Source organism: Neobacillus niacini, from assembly GCF_046591715.1.
Classification (GTDB): domain Bacteria; phylum Bacillota; class Bacilli; order Bacillales; family Cytobacillaceae; genus Neobacillus; species Neobacillus niacini_L.
On sequence record NZ_JAWVNQ010000005.1, the window covers coordinates 33480 to 54367 of the forward strand.

Sequence of the window (20888 nt, forward strand, 5' to 3'; positions counted from 1 at the left end):
AAGAAATGCGTATTTAATTTGGAGGTGCCTATATGACGTCAGTAGTGGTAGTTGGTACACAATGGGGAGACGAAGGAAAGGGAAAAATCACTGATTTTCTTTCCGAGAATGCAGAGGCAATTGCTCGATATCAAGGTGGAAATAACGCAGGTCATACCATTAAATTTAACGGTGAAACATATAAATTACACTTGATTCCATCTGGAATATTTTATAAGGAAAAAATCTGTGTAATTGGCAATGGAATGGTTGTCGATCCTAAGGCACTTGTTACAGAACTTGCTTATCTGCATGAAAGAGGAATTACAACTGATAATCTGCGCATTAGTAACCGCGCACACGTGATCCTTCCTTATCATTTAAAACTCGATGTAGTTGAAGAGGAAAGCAAGGGTGCTAATAAGATTGGAACAACTAAAAAGGGAATCGGCCCTGCTTATATGGATAAGGCAGCTCGTGTTGGAATCAGAATCGCTGACCTTCTTGAGCGTGATGTTTTTGAAGAAAAGCTTGAACGCAACCTGGCTGAAAAAAATCGCTTATTTGAACGTATTTACGAGACGACAGGATTTACAAAAGAAGAAATACTTGATGAGTATTTCGAATATGGTCAGCAAATTAAACAATATGTTTGTGATACTTCTGTAGTGTTAAATGACGCACTCGATGAGGGCAAACGGGTTTTATTTGAAGGTGCACAAGGAGTTATGCTCGATATTGACCAAGGTACTTATCCTTTTGTCACATCTTCCAATCCAGTTGCTGGGGGTGTAACAATCGGATCTGGAGTCGGACCGTCAAAAATCACACATGTTGTTGGTGTATGTAAGGCCTATACCTCACGCGTTGGTGATGGACCGTTCCCAACGGAATTATTCGATGAAATTGGTGACCAAATTCGTGAAGTTGGCCGTGAATATGGTACGACTACTGGGCGCCCGCGCCGAATTGGCTGGTTCGACAGTGTAGTTGTCCGCCATGCCCGCCGTGTCAGCGGTCTTACAGATCTTTCATTGAATTCCATTGATGTATTATCTGGAATCGAAACATTAAAGATTTGTACAGCTTACAGCTATAAGGGCCAGTTAATTACGGAGTATCCTGCAAGCCTTAAGGTGCTGGCAGAGTGCGAACCAGTTTATGAGGAGCTTCCAGGCTGGTCTGAGGATATTACAGGAGTTAAATCGTTAGATGAACTGCCTGTAAATGCACGCCATTATGTGGAACGCGTAACACAGCTTACCGGGATTCCTTTAACTACTTTCTCTGTAGGACCAGATCGAAATCAAACAAATGTTGTACGCAGTCCTTGGAGACAAATTTAAACATGAGAAAGCCCTCAACTTCAGAGGGCTTTCATTTTTATTAAAACTTTTTTTAAAAAAGTATTGCACTATATGTATAAGCCGTGCTATTATAAAAAGCGTCGTCACGAACGAGACAACTTAAGTACGAGCCATTAGCTCAGTTGGTAGAGCATCTGACTTTTAATCAGAGGGTCGAAGGTTCGAGTCCTTCATGGCTCACCAGTTATTTTCTAAAGAAAATAATTGCAGTGAAATAACTTTTAGATATGGCCCCTTGGTCAAGTGGTTAAGACACCTCCCTTTCACGGAGGTAACACGGGTTCGAATCCCGTAGGGGTCATTGGCGATTGATTGTTGGCAAAAGGCTGGCAAGCCCGGTTTGCTGCTGACAATCGATATTATCTGGTTTGGTAGTTCAGTTGGTTAGAATGCCTGCCTGTCACGCAGGAGGTCGCGGGTTCGAGTCCCGTCCAGACCGCCATAAATAAATGGCTCAGTAGCTCAGTCGGTAGAGCAAAGGACTGAAAATCCTTGTGTCGGCGGTTCGATTCCGTCCTGAGCCATTAAAAAAAGAAGCTTGCTTATGTAGGCTTCTTTTTTTATTTGTTACAAACGTAATATTATCGTCATAAAACATCCAATTATTTACAGCGGTTTGGCGGTACTTGTCTCATTTTGTAAAATGTGGTCATATTTTAATACCTACTAGAAACGTTGGTATACTAACTTTTACCTACGGAAATAGGAGAAAATGCATAGAAAATTCTCCCAATTCAAATTACTGTGTTTGTAGTAAAATGTCAGCTATTATACAATTTTGTTACATTATCAAGACTAATCGTTGTAAATTATCAAATTATGTTAAAGTTATAAAGTAGAAAAGTGGGAAATTTCTTTTGTGGTTAGAAAGTACTAGATTAAGAGAGTTGTTTCCGTAATTTAGGAGGATTCCAATGTTATTTAATAATAAAGGAAATAAATCAAGTAAATTAAAGAAAAAACAATCTTTGAAAACAGCTGTTATGACAGCGTTTGCGGCTTCTGCACTTATATTTAGCAGCGTGTCTGCAAGTGCTGCAGGTTCATTTAAATTAACGACTGTATACCATGTATATCATGATCAACAATATATAGGAACGGTGTCTGATAAAGAGGTTGTTGAAAAAATTGTCGAAGAAAAGGAAGACACGCTAAGAGATTCTCTTAAGGATAAGGACTTAAACTTCGGTGCAAATATTGAGTACATAAAGGAACAGGTTTTTCATTCTACAGCAAATGATCAAGAAACCATCCAAAAACTTGATACTGCGATCCAGATACAAGCTGAAGCTTCCGCAATCATGATTGACGGAAAGCCTGTTGTTTTCTTAGAAGACCAAGAAAGTGCGGAACATGTCATAAAAAGGCTTAAACTTAAGTATGTGACAGAAGAGCAGCTAGACGAGCTAGAAGCTAGAAAGGCTGCACCAGAAACTGAATTACAACCATTAAAAGAAAATGAAACTCGTATATTAGACGTAAGAGCATCACAAAATGTTTCATTTGATACAGAAAAAGTTTCACCTGATAAAATAATGTCAGTTGAAGAAGCAATGACAATTTTACAAAAAGGTACATTAGAAGAAAAGAAATATACAGCACAAGAAGGCGATGTTCTTGGAACGATTGCCAATAACCATGAATTAACATTAGAACAGTTTCTTGCATTAAATCCTGACCTAAAAGAAGATTCAGTAGTGAAAATTGGACAGGAAGTTAATGTTACTGCATTAAAACCTTTCCTTGAAATTATCGTTGAAAAGGAAGAAAATCGAAAAGAACCGATTGCCTTCACGAACGAAACTGTTAATGACGATTCCATGCCAAAAGGCGAAACGAAAGTTAAGCAAGAAGGTAAAAATGGCGAACGTTCTGTTAACTATCGCATTTCAACACAAAATGGCGTAACACTCTCTAGTGTTGTAACTAGTGAAACTGTTTTAACTGAGCCGGTTAATCATATTGTTGTTCAAGGAACAAAAGTGATTCCTTCTCGTGGTACTGGCAGTCTTGCTTGGCCGACATCAGGCGGTTATATTTCTAGTAAGCAAGGCATGAGATGGGGAAAGAGCCACAAGGGAATTGATATCGCTAGACCAAGCAATCGAACCATTAAGGCAGCTGATAACGGTAAAGTTGTATCTGCTGGCTGGGACGGCGGCTATGGTAACAAAATTGTGATTGATCACCAAAATGGTATTCGCACCGTATATGCCCACCTATCTTCAATCGATGTTAGTGTTGGTCAAACCGTTTCACAGGGCTCTGCTATTGGTGTTATGGGTTCCACGGGTAATTCAACTGGAATACACTTGCATTTTGAAGTATACAAAAATGGTTCTCTTCAGAACCCTCTGAGCTATTTAAATTAACTCTATTTATCATAAAGAGTCTCTAGATTGTACTAGAGGCTCTTTTCGTGTCAAATACTACTAATAGATGAATTACTGTCGAAAGAATGGTAAAGTAAACTAGAGTAGAAATGCCATTATTATTTTTATCAATAGATATTTTAAAAACAAAGGAGCAATGGGTATGGAAAAGAAAATTCTCGTAGTGGATGATGAAAAACCGATTGCGGATATTTTGCAGTTTAACTTAAAAAAAGAGGGCTATGATGTTTACAGTGCTTATGACGGAAACGAAGCCCTTGTGATGGTTGAGGAAGTACAGCCAGACTTAATTCTCTTAGATATTATGCTGCCTTTAAAAGATGGAATGGAAGTTTGCCGCGAAGTCCGTAAGAAATACGATATGCCGATTATTATGCTGACGGCTAAGGATTCAGAAATAGATAAGGTATTAGGTCTTGAACTTGGTGCAGATGACTACGTAACAAAACCTTTTAGTACAAGAGAATTAATCGCCAGAGTAAAAGCAAACCTGCGCAGGCACCAGGTTGTTGTCTCCCAGACAGATGAGGAAGTGGAAACAAACGAAATTGAAATTGGTTCGCTGACCATCCATCCAAACGCATATGTAGTGTCAAAACGCGGGGAGACCATTGAACTAACTCACCGTGAATTTGAACTGCTTTACTATTTAGCAAAGCATATTGGACAGGTAATGACGAGGGAGCATTTGCTTCAAACCGTATGGGGCTATGATTATTATGGTGATGTTCGAACGGTGGATGTAACGGTTCGCCGTTTACGTGAAAAGATTGAAGATAACCCGAGTCACCCTACGTGGATTGTCACACGCAGGGGAGTTGGCTACTATTTGCGTAACCCTGACCAGGAGTAACAGCCTGCATGAAAAAGGTTAGTTTTTTCCGTTCCATACATGTAAAATTCGTCATCATCTATGTACTGCTCATTTTAGTTGCGATGCAGATTATTGGCGTTTATTTTGTCAGGCAGCTTGAAGAAACATTAAGGACCAATTTTCAAACTTCTATTAAAGAACGCGTTAATCTGCTTGCCTATAATGTCGTTGAAGAGATGGAAAGAAAAAGAACTCCCGAAGATCCTACCCTTGAAGACGAAATTAGAAAAATCCTCCGTGATTTTGAATCTGCTGATATTTTTGAGGTTAGGGTTATCGAAGGGAAATCTCGTAAAATTCTTGGAACATCCGATTCAAACCAAGGAGTCGTGGGACAGCGGACGACTGAACGCCGAATTACCCAATCCATCAATCTGGGTGAAGATTCGAGCAGTATCAGAATTGATGAGAATGGCGGTCATCGGATATGGGTCCTTTCGACCCCGATAAAATCAGGTAATAATGTGATTGGTGCAATTTATTTAGAAGCAAAGATAGAAAATGTATTTACCCAGATGAAAACCATCAATGGTATTTTTGCAACAGGTACAGGGATTGCATTAGCGATTACGGCTATTTTAGGAATCCTTTTGGCACAGACAATCACAAGACCGATTACAGACATGAAAAAGCAGGCACTTGCTATGGCAAAAGGAAATTTTTCGCGAAAGGTTCGGGTATATGGGCAAGATGAAATTGGAACATTAGCCATTACCTTTAACAATTTAACGAAAAAGCTTCAAGAGGCTCAGGCCATGACGGAGGGAGAAAGAAGAAAGCTTTCCTCTGTCTTATCTTATATGACTGATGGAGTAATTGCGACAGATCGAAAAGGCAGAGTAATCCTGATCAATGAACCGGCTGCAGAGATGCTGAATGTTTCACGTGAAACAGTTCTCTCACAGCCCATTGTTTCTTTACTAGGTTTAAATGATACGAATTCATTTGAAGACTTATTAGATGAAAAAGATTCATTAATTTTGGATTATAGTACAAAGAAAGAACCCTATATCCTTCGTGCCAATTTTTCAGTGATCCAAAAAGAGACTGGATTTGTAAATGGGCTGATTGCGGTTCTTCACGATATTACGGATCAAGAAAAAATAGAGTCAGAAAGAAGAGAGTTTGTTGCCAATGTATCGCATGAGTTAAGAACACCTCTTACTACCATGAGAAGCTATTTGGAAGCATTGGCAGATGGTGCGTGGAAAGATGAAGAAATTGCACCTAACTTTTTAGAGGTTACGCGGACTGAAACGGAAAGAATGATTCGCTTAGTGAATGACCTTCTTCAACTTTCCAAACTAGACAGTACAGATTATCGACTCTCAAAAGAATGGGTAAATTTTGTTGACTTCTTTCACCGGATTATTGATCGTTTTGAAATGTCAAAAGAGCAAAATGTAAGCTTTCTAAGATTGCTCCCAGCTCATGCTATCTTTGTAGAAATTGATGAAGATAAGATGACTCAGGTACTTTACAATATTATATCGAATGCACTCAAGTATTCTCCAGAAGGGGGACAAGTTACTTTTTCAATAAAAGAGGAGAAAGAAAAAATTATCGTCAGCATCTCTGATCAAGGGGTAGGAATACCGAAGGAAAATATCTCGAAAGTCTTTGATCGTTTTTATCGTGTCGATAAAGCAAGAACAAGAAAATTGGGTGGTACGGGCTTAGGTTTGGCCATTGCAAAGGAAATGGTTAATGTTCATGGAGGCATGATTTGGGCTGTTAGTGAAGAAGGGAAAGGAACTGAAATTTCCTTCTCCCTGCCATACGAGCAATCTGAAGAGGATGAATGGTCATGAATTATGAAAACAGTAAATCAGTCATATTAACTTTTCTCATCCTGGTTAGTATTGTGTTAACCTGGAATCTATGGACGTATCAGCCTAATTTTGACATGATGAAAAATGATAATTATGTTGAGGAAGTAACGTTAAAGGAAAAGCGTCAACTACATGAGGTTATCACTCCTGATCTGGTGCTATTTCATCGGAACGGCCAGCATAATGGAACAACAAATGCTGATGAGATTATTAAGATCATGAGTGAAATAAGGCAATGGTCATTCTATGATGTAAAAAATCATTCTAATAATATAGCGGATATTAAAGAGTTAGTGCATGGAAATGGCAATGCAGAAATTGTATTTCCAACTGATATTCCGATTGAAATTTACAGGAGTGTATTAAAATTCGAAGAAAAAAGAATTCCTGCCTTTAGTTTCAACCGAATCATTATTAACTTTGAGGATTCTGAAAAGGGCAATGGGATCGTATACTTCATTTCTTCTGACTATCGGCAGGTTTTTATCAGTCATATATCACCTGATTTATTAAATGAATTCAGTCGTGATTTTTATAGAAATGCGGATCAGTATCAGCGCTATTTCGCGTATGAAGCAACTGACGAGCGGACTGTTTTTATCCCAGATGGAAATATAGAGATGATGGAATATACTTATTTACCTGTTGTCCTTAACTCAGAGGCATTCAAAGCAGCATTATTTAGTGATCCGAGGACTGTGCAAAGGGGAACGGTATCTGATATCGAAGAATTTAGTGATGCATCAAGTAAGATGACGGTTAATCATGATACCAATATGCTGCTTTATGTGAATCCAACTGGGGAGTCCGATTATGTCGACAACGCTTATGATTTGTTAATGAGGAGCATTGATTTTATAAATGGCCATGGCGGCTGGACAGACCCTTATCGTTATGTGGCCAAGGATGTAAAAAGGAAGTCGGTAACGTTTCGTTTGTATAATAATGATGGTTATCCCGTCTTTAATGAGAGCGGGATGTCAGAGATTAAAGAAGTTTGGGGCAGAAATGAAATAACGAAATATACCAGGCCGAATATAGCCTTAGAGCTGCCGTTAACGACTGAAATGGTAAAGGTAACACTTCCTAAAGGATCAGAGGTACTAGGCTATCTCAGAAGTAAAAAGAACTTTAAGCCAGAATTACTAGAGCAGCTGGTTTTAGGATATAAGATGACAAGGGATAATGGTGAAAATAAACTGATTCTCCTAGAGCCTGCTTGGTTTTACCGTTATAACCAGACATGGGGACAAATCTCGAAGGAAGACCTGGGAGGATTGCTGCATGGATTGGAGTAAAATTAAGACGATTTTTATCTTAACCTTCCTCATATTAGATGTTTATCTTTTATTTCAATTTATGAAAGTGAGAGATGCAAATCAATATGAAGTCGTCACAGAGGCCTCCTTTGTAGAGAAGCTGGAGCAAGAGGATATTGTGTTTAAAGAGCTGCCAAAGGCACCTATTGAGGACCAGTATTTAAGTGCAAAGCCCAAAATGTTTACAAGGGATGACAGTGCAAAATTGAAGGGGCAAACAGTAGTTTTGAAGGAACCCAGCACAGTATTGAATGTGAAGCTTGATAAGCCGATTGCTTTAAAGCCTAAATTTGAAGCAGCCGAGTTAACCCCTTTTGTTAAGGATAATGTTTTGTACGGCGATCAGTATCAATTTTGGAAGAAGGATGATAAGAAAAACACAATCATCTACTTTCAACATTATGAGAATATGACTTTATATGAAAATCTAAGTGGAATGATTACTTTTCATATTGATGATCATAATCAAATTGTATCCTACGAACAGACTTATCTTGAAGATATAGCAAAAATGACAGAAAAGGAGGAAATCCTTCCTCCCTTGAAGGCATTGGAAACACTGCATCAAAAGGGTGCTCTCATGCCAAAAAGTAAAATTACAAAAGTCGAACTTGGTTATTCTACCTTAATTCAGCTTGCGGCCTCGCAAGCATTAGCTCCAACATGGCGGTTTGTAGTTGATGATAAAGAAAGTCTTTATGTTAATGCGCTAGAAGGACAGATTATAGAATTTAACAGCGATGAAAATTAGGGATGTGGAGTGAAAAAAGTATGTCATTACGTTATAGCATTTTAGCGAGCGGAAGTACGGGGAATTCGCTTTATGTTGAATCAGACGAGCATTCCTTCCTAGTAGATGCAGGATTTAGCGGCAAGCAGATGGAGGCATTTTTTCAACATATAAATCGAGATATAAGTAAATTATCAGGAATATTTGTGACCCATGAACACTCAGACCATATTAAAGGAATTGGTGTACTAGCGCGTAAATATAAACTTCCGGTTTATGCGAATGAAAACACTTGGCGGGCAATGGAACGGAATGTAGGCGAAATTCCAACAGAGCAGAAGATGATCTTTAGTACAGAAAGTATAAAAAGCTTTGGTGCAACCGATATTGAATCCTTCGGAGTCTCGCATGATGCTGCAGAGCCGATGTTTTATGTTTTCCATCATACTGGCAAGAAATTGGTTTTAATTACAGATACAGGTTATGTAAGTGATCGAATGAAAGGGATCATCTCAAATGCAGATGCCTATATTTTTGAGTCCAATCATGATGTACAAATGCTTAGAATGGGAAAATATCCTTGGAACATTAAACGAAGGATCTTAAGTGATGTAGGACATGTTTCGAATGAAGATGCAGCGATTGCAATGAGTGAGGTCATCGGCGACAAAACAAGGCGGGTTTACCTTGCCCATTTAAGTCTCGACAACAATATGAAGGACTTAGCAAGAATGTCAGTAGCACAGACGCTTCAAAGCCAGGGATTGATTGTCGGAGAGCAGTTTGACCTCTACGACACAGACCCTAAAGTACCAACAATTTTAACAGCCGTTTAATGAGTAAGAACAAAGATACTTGATTGGTATCTTTGTTCTTTTTTTTATAAAATGAAATTGGACAGAGTATAATTGTAAGTATAAGCCAAAATATTAATTAGTTGCTTACGAAAGGGAGACGTGGTGAAAATGGGTTATTATGATGATCATTCACAAGGGCGTTACCAGAAAAAGAGTGGAAATAGAGGAGGATATTTTTTCGCAAGTATTGTCGGTGCCATACTTGGTGCAATGCTAGTTGTCATTTCCATACCTGCATTATCCAACCAAGGGTTCCTTCCTTATAATGTTCAGCCAAACAATAATCAATCTGCTGGCGGAAATGATGATAATCAAGAAAATTTTATTCAGCAGCAGGTATCATACGATGTAAATACGGATACAACCAAGGCGATTGATAAGGCTGCAGATGCTGTAGTGGGAATAAATAATATTCAAACATCAAATTTTTGGTCCGATGAGTCTGGTGATGACCAAGGCCCTGCTGGAACGGGGTCAGGTGTAATTTATAAAAAGGCTGGAGATAAAGCGTACGTGGTAACCAACCAGCATGTGGTAGAAGGTGCGACTCAGTTAGAAGTCACGTTAAATGATGGCACGAAGATTCCTGCTAAACTTCTGGGCGGCGATATATGGACAGATTTAGCTGTTCTTGAAATTAGTGCAGAGAAGATTAAAAAAATCGCTGAATTTGGTAATTCAGATGCTTTAAAGATGGGGGAACCCGTTATGGCGATTGGAAATCCGCTCGGGGCAACTTTCTCGGGCTCTGTTACTCAAGGGATCATTTCAGGGATCAACCGAACCATTCCCGTTGATATTAATCAGGATGGCATTATGGATTGGCAGGCAGAAGTATTACAAACAGATGCAGCCATTAATCCAGGTAACAGCGGCGGCGCGCTAATTAATATTGGCGGTCAGCTGATTGGAATTAACTCGATGAAAATCGCTCAAAATGCTGTTGAAGGGATTGGATTATCAATTCCAATTAACTATGCACGTCCAATTATTAATGACCTTGAGCAGTTTGGTGTGGTGAAGCGGCCATATATGGGAGTGGATTTAAAGTCTGTTGCTGAAATTCCTGGCTATTATCAAGAGGAAGCATTAAAACTGCCGAGGGATATCAACTATGGAGTAGCGCTAAGGCAAGTTGTTCCAAATTCACCTGCACAGCAGGCTGGATTACAAGAGCTTGATGTGATCGTGGAAATGGATGGCGAAACGATACATGACGTCATAGATCTTAGAAAGCACTTATATCAAGAGACCAAGATTGGCGACCAGATGGAGATAAAGTTCTACCGAGAAGGTAAGTTGAAAACTACTACGATTACATTAGCAGAAGATAGGTCCTAATAGACTCAGCAGAAAGGTGTCAGCACCTTTCTGTTTTTTTATGGTATGATTATGAACTGAATGAGGCAAGCAGGATAGCAAATAATAAAATTAAGTTCTTAATGAAAGGAAGCGTGGAATTTGATTTATTGCTGCGAGGAACATGTAGATTTAGCATTGGATATGGTTGTGGATGAGTTTGAAACGTTTCTCGTATTACCCGAAAATAACTGGGGATAACTTATCAACAGACTGTGAATATTGTCAAAATACAGCTGTATATATTGTGGCGAACAAATGATTCCATACAAGATGTGGATAAAAAATGTGGACATGTGGATAACTTCTGTGGATATCTTGTTTGTAAACTGTTTGTAATATAAAAAAGAGGGTTGTGGATTGTGAATATCTCAATTGTCAGTGTTGGCAAATTAAAAGAAAAATATTTGAAAATGGGAATAGATGAATATTTAAAGCGGTTGAACTCCTACGCAAAAGTGGAAGTGATTGAGGTGCCTGACGAAAAGGCACCAGAAGAACTTAGTGAATTGGAAATGATTCAGGTCAAGCAAAAAGAGGGAGAAAGAATACTGGCAAAGATCAGCCAGGATACATATGTCATTGCATTAGCCATTAATGGAAAAATGCAATCATCTGAAGAACTTGCAGATACATTAGATAAACTAGCCACGTATGGGAAGAGTAAGATTGCCTTTATTATTGGCGGATCGTTAGGATTAAGTGAAGAGGTACTTAAACGTGCGAATGAAAAGCTTTCTTTTTCAAAAATGACCTTTCCCCATCAGTTGATGAAACTCATATTGGTGGAGCAGATTTATCGGGCGTTTAGGATAAATCGGAATGAGCCTTATCACAAATAGAGGTAGTTTTTTGAAGAACTATTTGAGCTGTGGAGATTGATGTATCTTCAGGACTAATTTCTTTTACCATGATTATCTTGACGCAATCATTGCAAAGATAGTGAAGGAGTAGAGACAGTTTTCCATTTGATAAAATAAATCCCTATTCATGATGAAGACGAATAGGGATTTTCCTCAAACTTTGATTAACTTTTTCTGGTATGATCCTGTAGGATGCTTTCTGCAATTTCTAATTCGCCCCAGTCCATTAGATTCTTTCTTTTGGCTTCTTCAAGAATGGAGTAAATCTTTGAAATAATAGTCTGTCTTTCATTAGCACTTTCACGGTCCATTTACTACCACCTCCTTACCTATTAGTATGGTTATAAAAATATCTATATACATAAGCTGCCACTGAATTGTCAAAAAAATTACTTTGACTTTAATCACATTCCATCTAACAATAAATGATTATAACAGATTTCTCAGTCAGGAGAGTTTTTCATGCGCAGTTATCTCATTTTGGGAATGTGTGTATTATATTTAGTTCAATATTTTACAAGGATAGAATGGATTCAATTTGTCGTGGTCGGCTTTTCTTTAGTGGCCTTTATAGGCAGTGCCTTCAAAGCTGGCCGTTTTCCACGGATGCTTGGAATGGTCATGATGTCTGCAGGTATAGTGATTGAATGGAAGAAAGGAACCGGTATAGAAGGCATAAGTGACGGAGTCTATTTAATTCTGCCATTGCTTTGCCTACTTATTTTGGCACCTTTATTATCCATTCCATTAAGACTAGTTGGCTACTTTTGCTCCATTGCAGTTCTTCTCCGTCATTTACTGCATCAGCCCAAAAAGCTATATGCCGGAATTACGGGTACGTTATTTTTTTTAGCTCCCATTTTAAACTTGGGTTCGGTTCGAATCGTTCATGAATTTTTAGAAGAAATTAAGCTTCCTTCCATCATGTCTGCCAAAAGTTATCATGTTGGCTTTGCCACTGCGATTCTATGGTCCCCGTACTTCGGGTCGGTATCGCTTGTTCTTCACTACCTGGAAATTTCGTTTAAGGATTATATCGCTTATGGATTGGGTCTATCTTTATTATCCCTGTTAGTAGGAAATATTCTATTTGCTTTCTGGGAAAGTGCTAATCCGCTTACGGACGAGTTGAAGAAGGTGGTACCGCTGGAAAAATCCCATCGTAATAAGCTTTGGAAACTTGTATTATTTGTTGTAATCCTAATGGGGTCTTGTTTGCTTATTGAGGTTATCACCCATTGGTCCATGATTGTGATTGTATGCTTAGTTTCGCTCATTTTACCGGTCCTTTCTGGTCTTGTTACGAAAGAGTGGAAAGTAATGGGGCAGTCACTCATTGATTATCGGGACCGAACAGTTTTAACGCTGAATAACGAAATAATATTATTTATGAGTGCTGGTATGTTAGCATTTGCATTGAAAGGAACGAGCGCAGCCAATAGAGTTAGTTCCTTCCTAGGCCAACTGGCACACCAATCATTTATCTTATTTGCCTTTGCAGTTATGTTGATTGTCCTGATTATAACGTATTTGGGGATTCACCAAATTGCGATCGTTGGAGCATTGGCCATGCAATTAAATGCAGCGGAATTAGGAATGAGTAATATTGCACTAGCCTTGCTTCTATTGCTGGTTTGGTCGATTTCTACTGCATTGAGTCCATTCTCTGGCCTGAATTTAATGGTGAGCCGCTTTTCTGGGATTTCCGGCATGCAAACCGGACTTCGGGCGAATGGGCTCCATTTATCAATATTTGCTTTAATAGGGATTGCCATTATTTCATATATTAGTTGATTCGTAGAAAATAAAAAAATAAGCCTCCCTGTTAAATAGGTGAAGGCTTATTTTGTATTTTATTAATGATAAACCCCGTATAAAGTTGAAATAAATCAGTAAATTTCTTTGGATTTTTGTTCGTTAGAATCTCAATTCTTTGCAGTCGATAAGCTAAGCTATTCCGATGGATATGAAGTTCCGAAGAGATGGCATTCATATCCCCGCTGTTTTTTATATAACAAAGAAGTGTTTCAATCAGCTCTTGTCCCTTTGGAGTTGCTTCAAGTTCAGCAAAGTAACTACTCATTTCATTAAAGGATTGGTCTTTATTTGTAAGATAATCAATAAACTTTAACTCTTGATAATCACAGCAAGTGGCGGATAACTCTAGCTTTTCGACGATTTCAATCGCTCGTCTTGCTGCCTGCACAGATTTCACGATATGTGTGCTGCTGTTACCAATGCCGATTTTAGTACTTTGCTGGGTAATGATTGGCTCCAATCTTACTAAGAGATTACTATCACTTGGCACAATGAACAATAAGGTAGATTTATTGAGTTTGAATGAAAACTCTTGATCTTTCAAATAGGGTTCTTTTATCGTTTCTCCCTTTACGATTATTGCTTTACGTTCCATTTTCAGATTGATGCCAATGGCCTCCCCATTATTGATAAACGCCTCATCATACTCATCGAGACGAAACACCCATTGGTATAAGAATTCTTCTTTCATTTGCTCTTTTATTCTGCGCTCTTTAAATAAAAATTCCTGATCAATCAACAATTCCGCTGTAACACGCACTAATTCAGCAAAAGGTTCGACAATTTTGGGTTCCCCGCTAATTCCAATCACCCCGACGATGTTGTTTTTGAAGCGGATTGGAATATTGACACCAGGTTTTGACGATTCTCCTTCATCAGAAATGGAAACAATCAACCCCTGTTCCACGGCTAACATGGCTCCTTGATGATAAGTGCCCATTCGATCAGCGTCTCCGCTTCCTATAATCATCCCGGTTTCATCCATAATATTTACATTATAAGGGATAACCATCATAACCTTATTAGCAATTTCTTGGGCTAGTAATCTATTTATCTTCATTATTTATGGGCCTCCTATGTGAAAGGGATTATAGATTCTTTTTGTTTATTTGACTAAAAAAAAATAGAGATTCTTAGTAATTTGAATAATGCTTTATTTGTAAGACAATTATACAATAAATATTGTAAACGGTTACTTTAAATCCTTAAATTTTATAATATGTTGATTTATTGTAATTTTATAGTCACAAAATAGATATTGACTTTTCTGGAAGGTAGTAAAATAACAAATCCTTTGTTCATTTGCCTAAAAAAATATCCTTATTCCTTAGTAAACTGAATGAAGATTTATACGTAAAAACCGTTTACAATTGAATTGTGAATAAATTCACAAGCAAAAAAATTGATTAAGTAAGACAAATTTGATCATGTCCGAAACCTGTCACAAACATCGCATCATTTCTTAGCATAAAGAGGATATTATTAGATTACTAAGTTGCAAATAGTACCAAAGAAAATAATAGACTTTTGAAAAATAAGTTATGTGAAGAGGTTCATAAATCGGACAATATTAATTTAGAAAGAATAGAAGGAGGCAAAACAATGTTTAAACCACATGGAGTCATACCCGCATTAGTAACACCATTGGATCGTAATGGCAACTTAATGGAAAACGCATTAAAACAAGTGATTGATTATACCATAGCTGGTGGTGTTCATGGCTTATTTATCCTGGGAAGCAGCGGCGAAATCTACGGATTAACCAATGAGCAGAAGCGCCGAGTGGTGGAAGTGACGGTTGAACATACTGCAGGCAGAGTACCCGTTTATTGTGGTGCTAGTGAAATTACGACTAGGGATTGTATCCAAACAGCCAAGATGGTTTCAGAAGTTGGCGGTGTTTCTGCACTCTCGGTATTAACTCCCTATTTCATGTCACCAACACAAAGTGAGTTGATTGAACATTTTACAGCGATTGCAAATTCTACGGAATTGCCGATTATCCTATATGGAAATGAAGCAAGGACACAAGTGAAAATCGAAGTTAATTCGTGTAAAGAGCTCTCTAAGGTTGATAATATTATCGGAATTAAGGATAGCAGCGGGGATATGACAAGAATGGCTGAGTATCTTCGAGTGACAGATCGCGAGTCATTCACCGTTCTTGCAGGGAGGGATACACTCATCTATGCAGGTCTATGCCACGGGGGGAGCGGTGCTATCGCAAGTACAGGTAACATTGCTCCTAAATTAGTATCCGAAATTTATAATACGTTTGTTGCCGGCGACTATCAAAAATCACTAGAGTTACAGTTTAAACTTGCTCCATTACGCTTGGCAGTGGATAAAGCAACATTCCCAGTTGTGTTAAAAGAAGGTTTAAGAATGGTAGGAATTGATGTGGGTTATGCGTTCGGACCTGCTGCAGAGATGACTTCTGAGAGTAAGAAAGTTTTAGAAGATGTGTTGAAGGATTTAGGATTATACCAAATTTATTAATTTCCTAAGGGAAGGAAGAAATAACATGCCGTTATTGTATGTTGCCTTAGCAGTTGTCCTTTTACTTATTTTAATGATCCCTCTAAAAATGAACGGGTTCATATCGCTACTCTTGACTTCTATATTTGTGGGTTTTCTTGTAGGAATGCCAATGGAACAAATTTGGGAAACCATTGGTGATGGTCTTGGCGGTCAACTCAGCGGAACAGCCATTATTGTTGGCCTAGGCGCAATGCTTGGAACGGTTATGGCTGATGCAGGTGCCGCACAGCGGATTGCTACCAGCCTAGTCAACAAAATGGGAATTAAACGTGTTCAGCTTGCTATATTGATTACTGCCTTTGTTCTGGGTGTTACCATGTTCTTTGAAGTTGCTTTTGTGTTATTAATTCCACTTGTATTCGTTATTGTTCGTCAAACAAAGTTAAATCTCTTATGGGTTGCTTTACCAATGGCAATTGGGTTATCTACTACCCATAGCTTTCTCCCGCCACACCCGGGGCCAGCAGCTGTAGTTGGCGTGTTCGAAGCCGATATGGGATTAACTCTTTTATACGGTTTAATGATTGCGATACCTGTAGCGACGTTCATTGCCTATATATGGACTAGAGTGCCTTTCTTTAAGAAAATTAATCCTGCCATTCCAGAGGGGCTTGTTTCTGCAAAGCAGTTTAAAGACGAAGAAATGCCATCTTTTGGAGTCAGTATTTTCGTTGCTCTTATTCCAGTAGTTCTGATTGCCATTGATGCTATTAACACCTTGTTCTTACCAGAAGATAACGGCTTTAGACATGTTATGAGTTTCATCGGTTCATCCGAAACAGCATTATTAGTTGGCGTACTCATCTCAATGTGGCTACTTGGACCAAGAATTGGCCGACCTTTAAAAGATGTAATGAAGTCTTGTTCCGATGCTGTTAAGCCAATGGCCATGATCATTTTGGTTATTGGGGCAGGGGGAGCATTTAAGCAGGTATTAGTGGATGGCGGTATTGCGGATTACATCAAATCAATAACAGATGGCTGGGATATGTCTCCAATCATTCTTGCTTGGTTAATCGCTGCAATCTTACGTATTGCTCTTGGCTCAGCAACGGTTGCTGTTATGACAGCTGCCGGAGTGGTGCTTCCAATCGCTCAAGCGTCAGGAATACCGATGGAATTAATGGTACTTGCAGTTTCATGCGGAAGTGTTGCTTTCTCTCACGTAACCGACCCAGGTTTCTGGATGTTTAAGGAATTCCTTAACTTATCCGTTGCGGATGCCTTGAAAGTTAGAACAACCTATACAACTGCATTAGGTATCCTTGGTTTGATAGGAGTATTAATTCTAAATAGTTTTATAGGATAAAAATTTACTAAAGTATAGAGGAAGTACTAGGCTGCTTCCTCTCTAATAAAGAATATTGGAGGAATTTAAAATGAAAATTGGATTTATTGGACTAGGAATTATGGGTAAGCCAATGAGCAAGAACTTGATCAAAGCAGGCTATCAATTAGTAGTCAGTGATTTTAATAAATCAGCAGTAGAAGAACTTGAGGCTTTAGGAGCGGAAATTGCATCTACTCCGAAGGAAATCGCAGAAAGAACCGATATCGTAATTACTATGCTTCCAAACTCTCCAAACGTAAAAGCAGTTGCTTTAGGAGAAAATGGACTAATCGAAGGTGCTCGGGAAGGACTTATTTTTATCGATATGAGCTCCATTGCCCCTGCAGCATCACAAGAAATTTATCGTGCCCTAGTAGAAAAAGGCGTTGATATGCTAGATGCTCCAGTTTCCGGGGGAGAACCAAAAGCGATTGATGGCACCATCTCTGTTATGGTGGGCGGTAAGAAGGAAGTATTCGAGGAAGTGAAGGATGTACTAGCTGCCATGGCTGGTTCGGTTGTCCATGTGGGTGAAATTGGTGCAGGAAACGTAACCAAGCTTGCTAACCAGGTAATCGTTGCCCTTAATATCGCAGCTGTCTCTGAAGCATTTGTATTAGCACAAAAAGCGGGTGTTAATCCAGAAGCAGTATACCAGGCAATACGCGGAGGTTTAGCAGGAAGCACAGTATTAGATGCAAAGGCACCAATGATGCTAGATCGCAACTTCAATCCAGGTTTCCGTATCAACTTGCACATTAAAGACTTAATGAACGCACTAGAAACTAGTCACGAATTCGGTTCTCCAGCGCCATTAACAGCAGCTGTGTTAGAAATGATGTATACATTAAAAGCAGATGGAAATGAATTTGACGACCATAGTGCATTATTAAAATACTATGAAAAGTTAGCAAACACTGAAATTAGCCGTTAATCGGAGACATAAACGTTTCAAACCCTATAAAGAACGTGGCAATAGTAGACCACGTTCTCTCAAAAAAAACCATATGATAGGAGAAATCACAATGAATACCACAACAACTAATGTAGTGAATGTTACTCCAGTCGTTACTGAAATGTCTGTTATCCCTGTTGCGGGCCGCGATAGTATGCTTCTCAATCTTAGTGGGGCGCACGGTGCTTATTTTACAAGAAATATCGTTATTCTGAAGGATAGCGATGGAAATACTGGTGTTGGTGAAGTCCCGGGCGGTGAAGGGATCCGTCAGACACTAGAGGATGCGAAGCCGTTAGTTCTAGGTTCATCGATTGGAAACTATAACAATATCTTAAATACAATGCGTAAAACCTTTGAGAGTCGTGATTCAGGCGGCCGTGGTCTGCAAACCTTTGACTTACGGATCACGATTCATGCGGTAACGGCTGTGGAAGCGGCATTACTCGATTTATTAGGACAACATCTAAATGTACCAGTTGCAGCTTTGTTAGGTGAAGGCCAGCAGCGTGATCGCGTAAAAACTCTTGGTTATTTGTTCTATATCGGAGATCGCAATAGGACAGATCTTCCTTACTATAGCAACCCAGAAGCTGAAAATGAATGGTATCGTATCCGTCACGAGGAGGCGCTAACTCCGGAAGCAGTGGTACGTCTGGCGGAAGCTTCTCAAGAATTATATGGCTTCAAGGACTTTAAACTAAAAGGCGGCGTGCTTGAAGGAAAAGAAGAAATGAAAGCTATTAAAGCTTTAAAAGAAAAATTCCCGGATGCTAGAATTACAATAGATCCTAACGGCGCATGGTCATTAAAAGAAGCTGTTGAGTTATGTAAGGATATGCACGGTATTCTTGCTTACGCAGAAGATCCTTGTGGTGCAGAAAATGGCTATTCAGGCCGTGAAATTATGGCTGAGTTTAGAAAACAAACTGGTCTTCCAACGGCAACCAACATGATTGCAACTGACTGGAGACAAATGGCTCATGCGGTACAATTACAAAGTGTGACGATACCGCTTGCTGATCCACATTTCTGGACCATGCAAGGCTCTGTACGAGTAGCGCAAATGTGCAATGAGTTTGGGTTAACGTGGGGATCTCACTCTAATAACCATTTTGATATTTCACTAGCGATGTTCACGCAGGTTGCTGCAGCAGCACCAGGTGAAATTACCGCGATTGATACGCACTGGATTTGGCAGGAAGGTATTGAACGGTTAACGAAGGACCCGTATAAAATTGTTGATGGACACCTTGCTGTTCCGAATAAACCAGGCTTAGGTATTGAAGTGGATATGGATCAAATCATGAAAGCAAATGAATTATATAATAATATGGGATTAGGTTCTCGTGATGATGCAGTCGGTATGCAGTTCTACATCCCTGGCTGGAAATTTGATAACAAGCGTCCGTGTCTTGTTCGCTAAAATCGAAGGGTGGCTGAAATAGTCACCCTCCTTTTTTAAAGTAGAAAGACCATCAAATGTAAAGGATCGATTAATATGAAGTTTGTACTAGCACCCGATTCATTTAAGGAAAGTATGTCAGCCAGGAAGGCTTGCCTTGCAATGGAAAAAGGAATTATGGCTGTTTTTCCCAATGCGGAATGTGTCATTGCTCCGATGGCTGACGGCGGGGAAGGAACAGTAGAATCACTGGTAAGTGGGTTGAAAGGGAAAATAATTAAAACAGAAGTAACCGGTCCGCTAGGCGAAAACGTGATAGCAGAATATGGCCTAATAGACGAAGGCCAGACTGCTGTTATTGAAATGGCCAGTGCCAGCGGACTTGAGTTACTTAAACTGGAAGACCGAAACCCGTTATTGACAACAACCTATGGCACCGGTCAACTATTCAAGCATGCCCTAGATCAAGGTGTCAAACGGTTTTTGATTGGAATTGGAGGCAGTGCCACCAACGATGGCGGAGCGGGAATGCTGCAAGCTTTAGGAGTTTCTCTTAAGGACCGCTATGGCCAGGAGCTGCCGTTTGGCGGAGGTGTGTTAAGTCGGCTGCATTCCGTTGATATAAGTGGAATGGATTCACGAATTCATTCAGTTAAAATAGATGTAGCTTGTGATGTGACGAATCCCTTAATTGGTGAAAATGGGGCATCATCTATATTTGGCCCACAAAAGGGTGCAACTCCTGAAATGGTGAGGACTCTTGATCAAAACCTAGCCCATTTCGCTGATGTGACAAAGAAACAATTAAGTAAGGATTATGCCCATGTGGATGGTGCTGGGGCTGCAGGCGGACTTGGTTGGGGGTTAATGGCCTTTTTACAGGCCCGGTTAAAAAAGGGAATTGATCTAGTCATAGAGTATACCGGGCTTGAGGATGTAGTGAAAGGGGCAGACTTCGTTTTTACAGGCGAAGGCAGCATAGACGGCCAGACTTTGTTTGGAAAAACACCTTATGGGGTAGCTGCTATAGCAAGTAAATATTCTGTTCCTGTTATTGCCTTTGCCGGCCGAATTGGGAATGGAGTAGAGTCTTTATACGAAAATGGGTTTACTGCCATCATTGGGATACAAAAAGGGGTAACGACTTTAGAAGAAGCCCTTGCATATGGGGAGGAAAATTTAGCTGCCGCGGCAGAAAATATTTGCCGTGTATTAAGAATATAGAAATTATCAACGCGCTGCAGAAGGACTTTTGCAGCGTTTATT

The 20888-nt window shown here is 39.4% G+C and carries 18 protein-coding genes and 4 tRNA genes; 20 read left to right on the plus strand and 2 right to left on the minus strand.

Features of this window, described 5'->3' with window-relative positions:
• The first annotated feature begins 32 nt into the window (after positions 1-32).
• The 14 genes from SFC47_RS14520 (at position 33) to rlmH (ending at position 11552) form a co-directional block, all read left to right on the plus strand.
• Positions 33-1325 carry an adenylosuccinate synthase gene (locus tag SFC47_RS14520; RefSeq protein ID WP_411255016.1) on the plus strand — a complete coding sequence of 431 codons (1293 nt, stop codon included), beginning with the start codon at positions 33-35 and terminating at the stop codon, positions 1323-1325.
• 128 nt (positions 1326-1453) lie between these two features.
• Positions 1454-1529, plus strand: a tRNA-Lys gene (locus SFC47_RS14525).
• Positions 1530-1575: 46 nt separating this feature from the next.
• A tRNA-Glu gene (locus SFC47_RS14530) sits at positions 1576-1647 on the plus strand.
• A gap of 64 nt (positions 1648-1711) precedes the next feature.
• Positions 1712-1788, plus strand: a tRNA-Asp gene (locus tag SFC47_RS14535).
• A gap of 9 nt (positions 1789-1797) precedes the next feature.
• A tRNA-Phe gene (locus tag SFC47_RS14540) sits at positions 1798-1870 on the plus strand.
• Positions 1871-2260: 390 nt separating this feature from the next.
• The gene (locus SFC47_RS14545) at positions 2261-3718 is read left to right on the plus strand and encodes a peptidoglycan DD-metalloendopeptidase family protein (protein ID WP_411255017.1); all 1458 of its coding nucleotides are present in this window, start codon (positions 2261-2263) and stop codon (positions 3716-3718) included.
• 163 nt (positions 3719-3881) lie between these two features.
• Complete coding sequence (gene yycF, locus SFC47_RS14550) at positions 3882-4592, plus strand: response regulator YycF (protein WP_411255018.1); 711 nt, start codon at positions 3882-3884, stop codon at positions 4590-4592.
• Positions 4593-4600: 8 nt separating this feature from the next.
• Entirely contained in the window at positions 4601-6424 is a 1824-nt protein-coding gene (walK, locus tag SFC47_RS14555; protein WP_411255019.1) for a cell wall metabolism sensor histidine kinase WalK, read from the plus strand.
• Positions 6421-7743 (plus strand): YycH family regulatory protein, encoded by a 1323-nt coding sequence (locus tag SFC47_RS14560; protein ID WP_411255020.1) that lies wholly within the window; start codon positions 6421-6423, stop codon positions 7741-7743. The genes walK and SFC47_RS14560 overlap by 4 nt, the downstream gene beginning before the upstream one ends.
• Positions 7730-8515 carry a two-component system regulatory protein YycI gene (locus SFC47_RS14565; RefSeq protein WP_411255021.1) on the plus strand — a complete coding sequence of 262 codons (786 nt, stop codon included), beginning with the start codon at positions 7730-7732 and terminating at the stop codon, positions 8513-8515. The genes SFC47_RS14560 and SFC47_RS14565 overlap by 14 nt, the downstream gene beginning before the upstream one ends.
• A gap of 20 nt (positions 8516-8535) precedes the next feature.
• A complete protein-coding gene (locus SFC47_RS14570) occupies positions 8536-9330 on the plus strand; it encodes an MBL fold metallo-hydrolase (RefSeq protein WP_411255022.1) in 795 nt (264 codons plus the stop codon).
• A 129-nt stretch (positions 9331-9459) separates the two neighbouring features.
• The gene (locus SFC47_RS14575) at positions 9460-10692 is read left to right on the plus strand and encodes a S1C family serine protease (RefSeq protein ID WP_411255023.1); all 1233 of its coding nucleotides are present in this window, start codon (positions 9460-9462) and stop codon (positions 10690-10692) included.
• Positions 10693-10812: 120 nt separating this feature from the next.
• The gene (locus SFC47_RS14580) at positions 10813-10911 is read left to right on the plus strand and encodes a CxxH/CxxC protein (RefSeq protein ID WP_411255024.1); all 99 of its coding nucleotides are present in this window, start codon (positions 10813-10815) and stop codon (positions 10909-10911) included.
• A gap of 161 nt (positions 10912-11072) precedes the next feature.
• Positions 11073-11552: a 23S rRNA (pseudouridine(1915)-N(3))-methyltransferase RlmH gene (rlmH, locus tag SFC47_RS14585; protein ID WP_411255025.1), complete on the plus strand. Its 480-nt coding sequence runs from the start codon at positions 11073-11075 to the stop codon at positions 11550-11552.
• Positions 11553-11737: 185 nt separating this feature from the next.
• On the opposite strand, the gene SFC47_RS14590 is transcribed toward rlmH, so the two are convergent.
• Positions 11738-11884 (minus strand): hypothetical protein, encoded by a 147-nt coding sequence (locus tag SFC47_RS14590; protein WP_411255026.1) that lies wholly within the window; start codon positions 11882-11884, stop codon positions 11738-11740.
• 151 nt (positions 11885-12035) lie between these two features.
• Between SFC47_RS14590 and SFC47_RS14595 the strand changes: the two genes are divergently transcribed.
• Positions 12036-13367, plus strand: a complete 1332-nt coding sequence (locus tag SFC47_RS14595; protein WP_411255027.1) for a hypothetical protein — start codon at positions 12036-12038, stop codon at positions 13365-13367.
• Positions 13368-13398: 31 nt separating this feature from the next.
• On the opposite strand, the gene SFC47_RS14600 is transcribed toward SFC47_RS14595, so the two are convergent.
• Positions 13399-14451: a CdaR family transcriptional regulator gene (locus SFC47_RS14600; protein ID WP_411255028.1), complete on the minus strand. Its 1053-nt coding sequence runs from the start codon at positions 14449-14451 to the stop codon at positions 13399-13401.
• Positions 14452-14993: 542 nt separating this feature from the next.
• On the opposite strand from SFC47_RS14600, the gene dapA reads away from it, so the two are divergent.
• The 5 genes from dapA to SFC47_RS14625 all read left to right on the plus strand — a co-directional run bounded on the left by dapA (position 14994) and on the right by SFC47_RS14625 (position 20846).
• The gene (gene dapA / locus SFC47_RS14605; protein WP_411255029.1) at positions 14994-15890 is read left to right on the plus strand and encodes a 4-hydroxy-tetrahydrodipicolinate synthase; all 897 of its coding nucleotides are present in this window, start codon (positions 14994-14996) and stop codon (positions 15888-15890) included.
• A 25-nt stretch (positions 15891-15915) separates the two neighbouring features.
• On the plus strand, positions 15916-17241 hold the full coding sequence (locus tag SFC47_RS14610; RefSeq protein ID WP_411255030.1) for a gluconate:H+ symporter: 1326 nt from the start codon (positions 15916-15918) through the stop codon (positions 17239-17241).
• 70 nt (positions 17242-17311) lie between these two features.
• Positions 17312-18196 carry a 2-hydroxy-3-oxopropionate reductase gene (gene garR / locus SFC47_RS14615; RefSeq protein WP_411255031.1) on the plus strand — a complete coding sequence of 295 codons (885 nt, stop codon included), beginning with the start codon at positions 17312-17314 and terminating at the stop codon, positions 18194-18196.
• 91 nt (positions 18197-18287) lie between these two features.
• The gene (gene gudD / locus SFC47_RS14620) at positions 18288-19643 is read left to right on the plus strand and encodes a glucarate dehydratase (protein ID WP_411255032.1); all 1356 of its coding nucleotides are present in this window, start codon (positions 18288-18290) and stop codon (positions 19641-19643) included.
• A 75-nt stretch (positions 19644-19718) separates the two neighbouring features.
• Positions 19719-20846: a glycerate kinase family protein gene (locus SFC47_RS14625; protein WP_411255033.1), complete on the plus strand. Its 1128-nt coding sequence runs from the start codon at positions 19719-19721 to the stop codon at positions 20844-20846.
• Positions 20847-20888 lie beyond the last annotated feature (42 nt).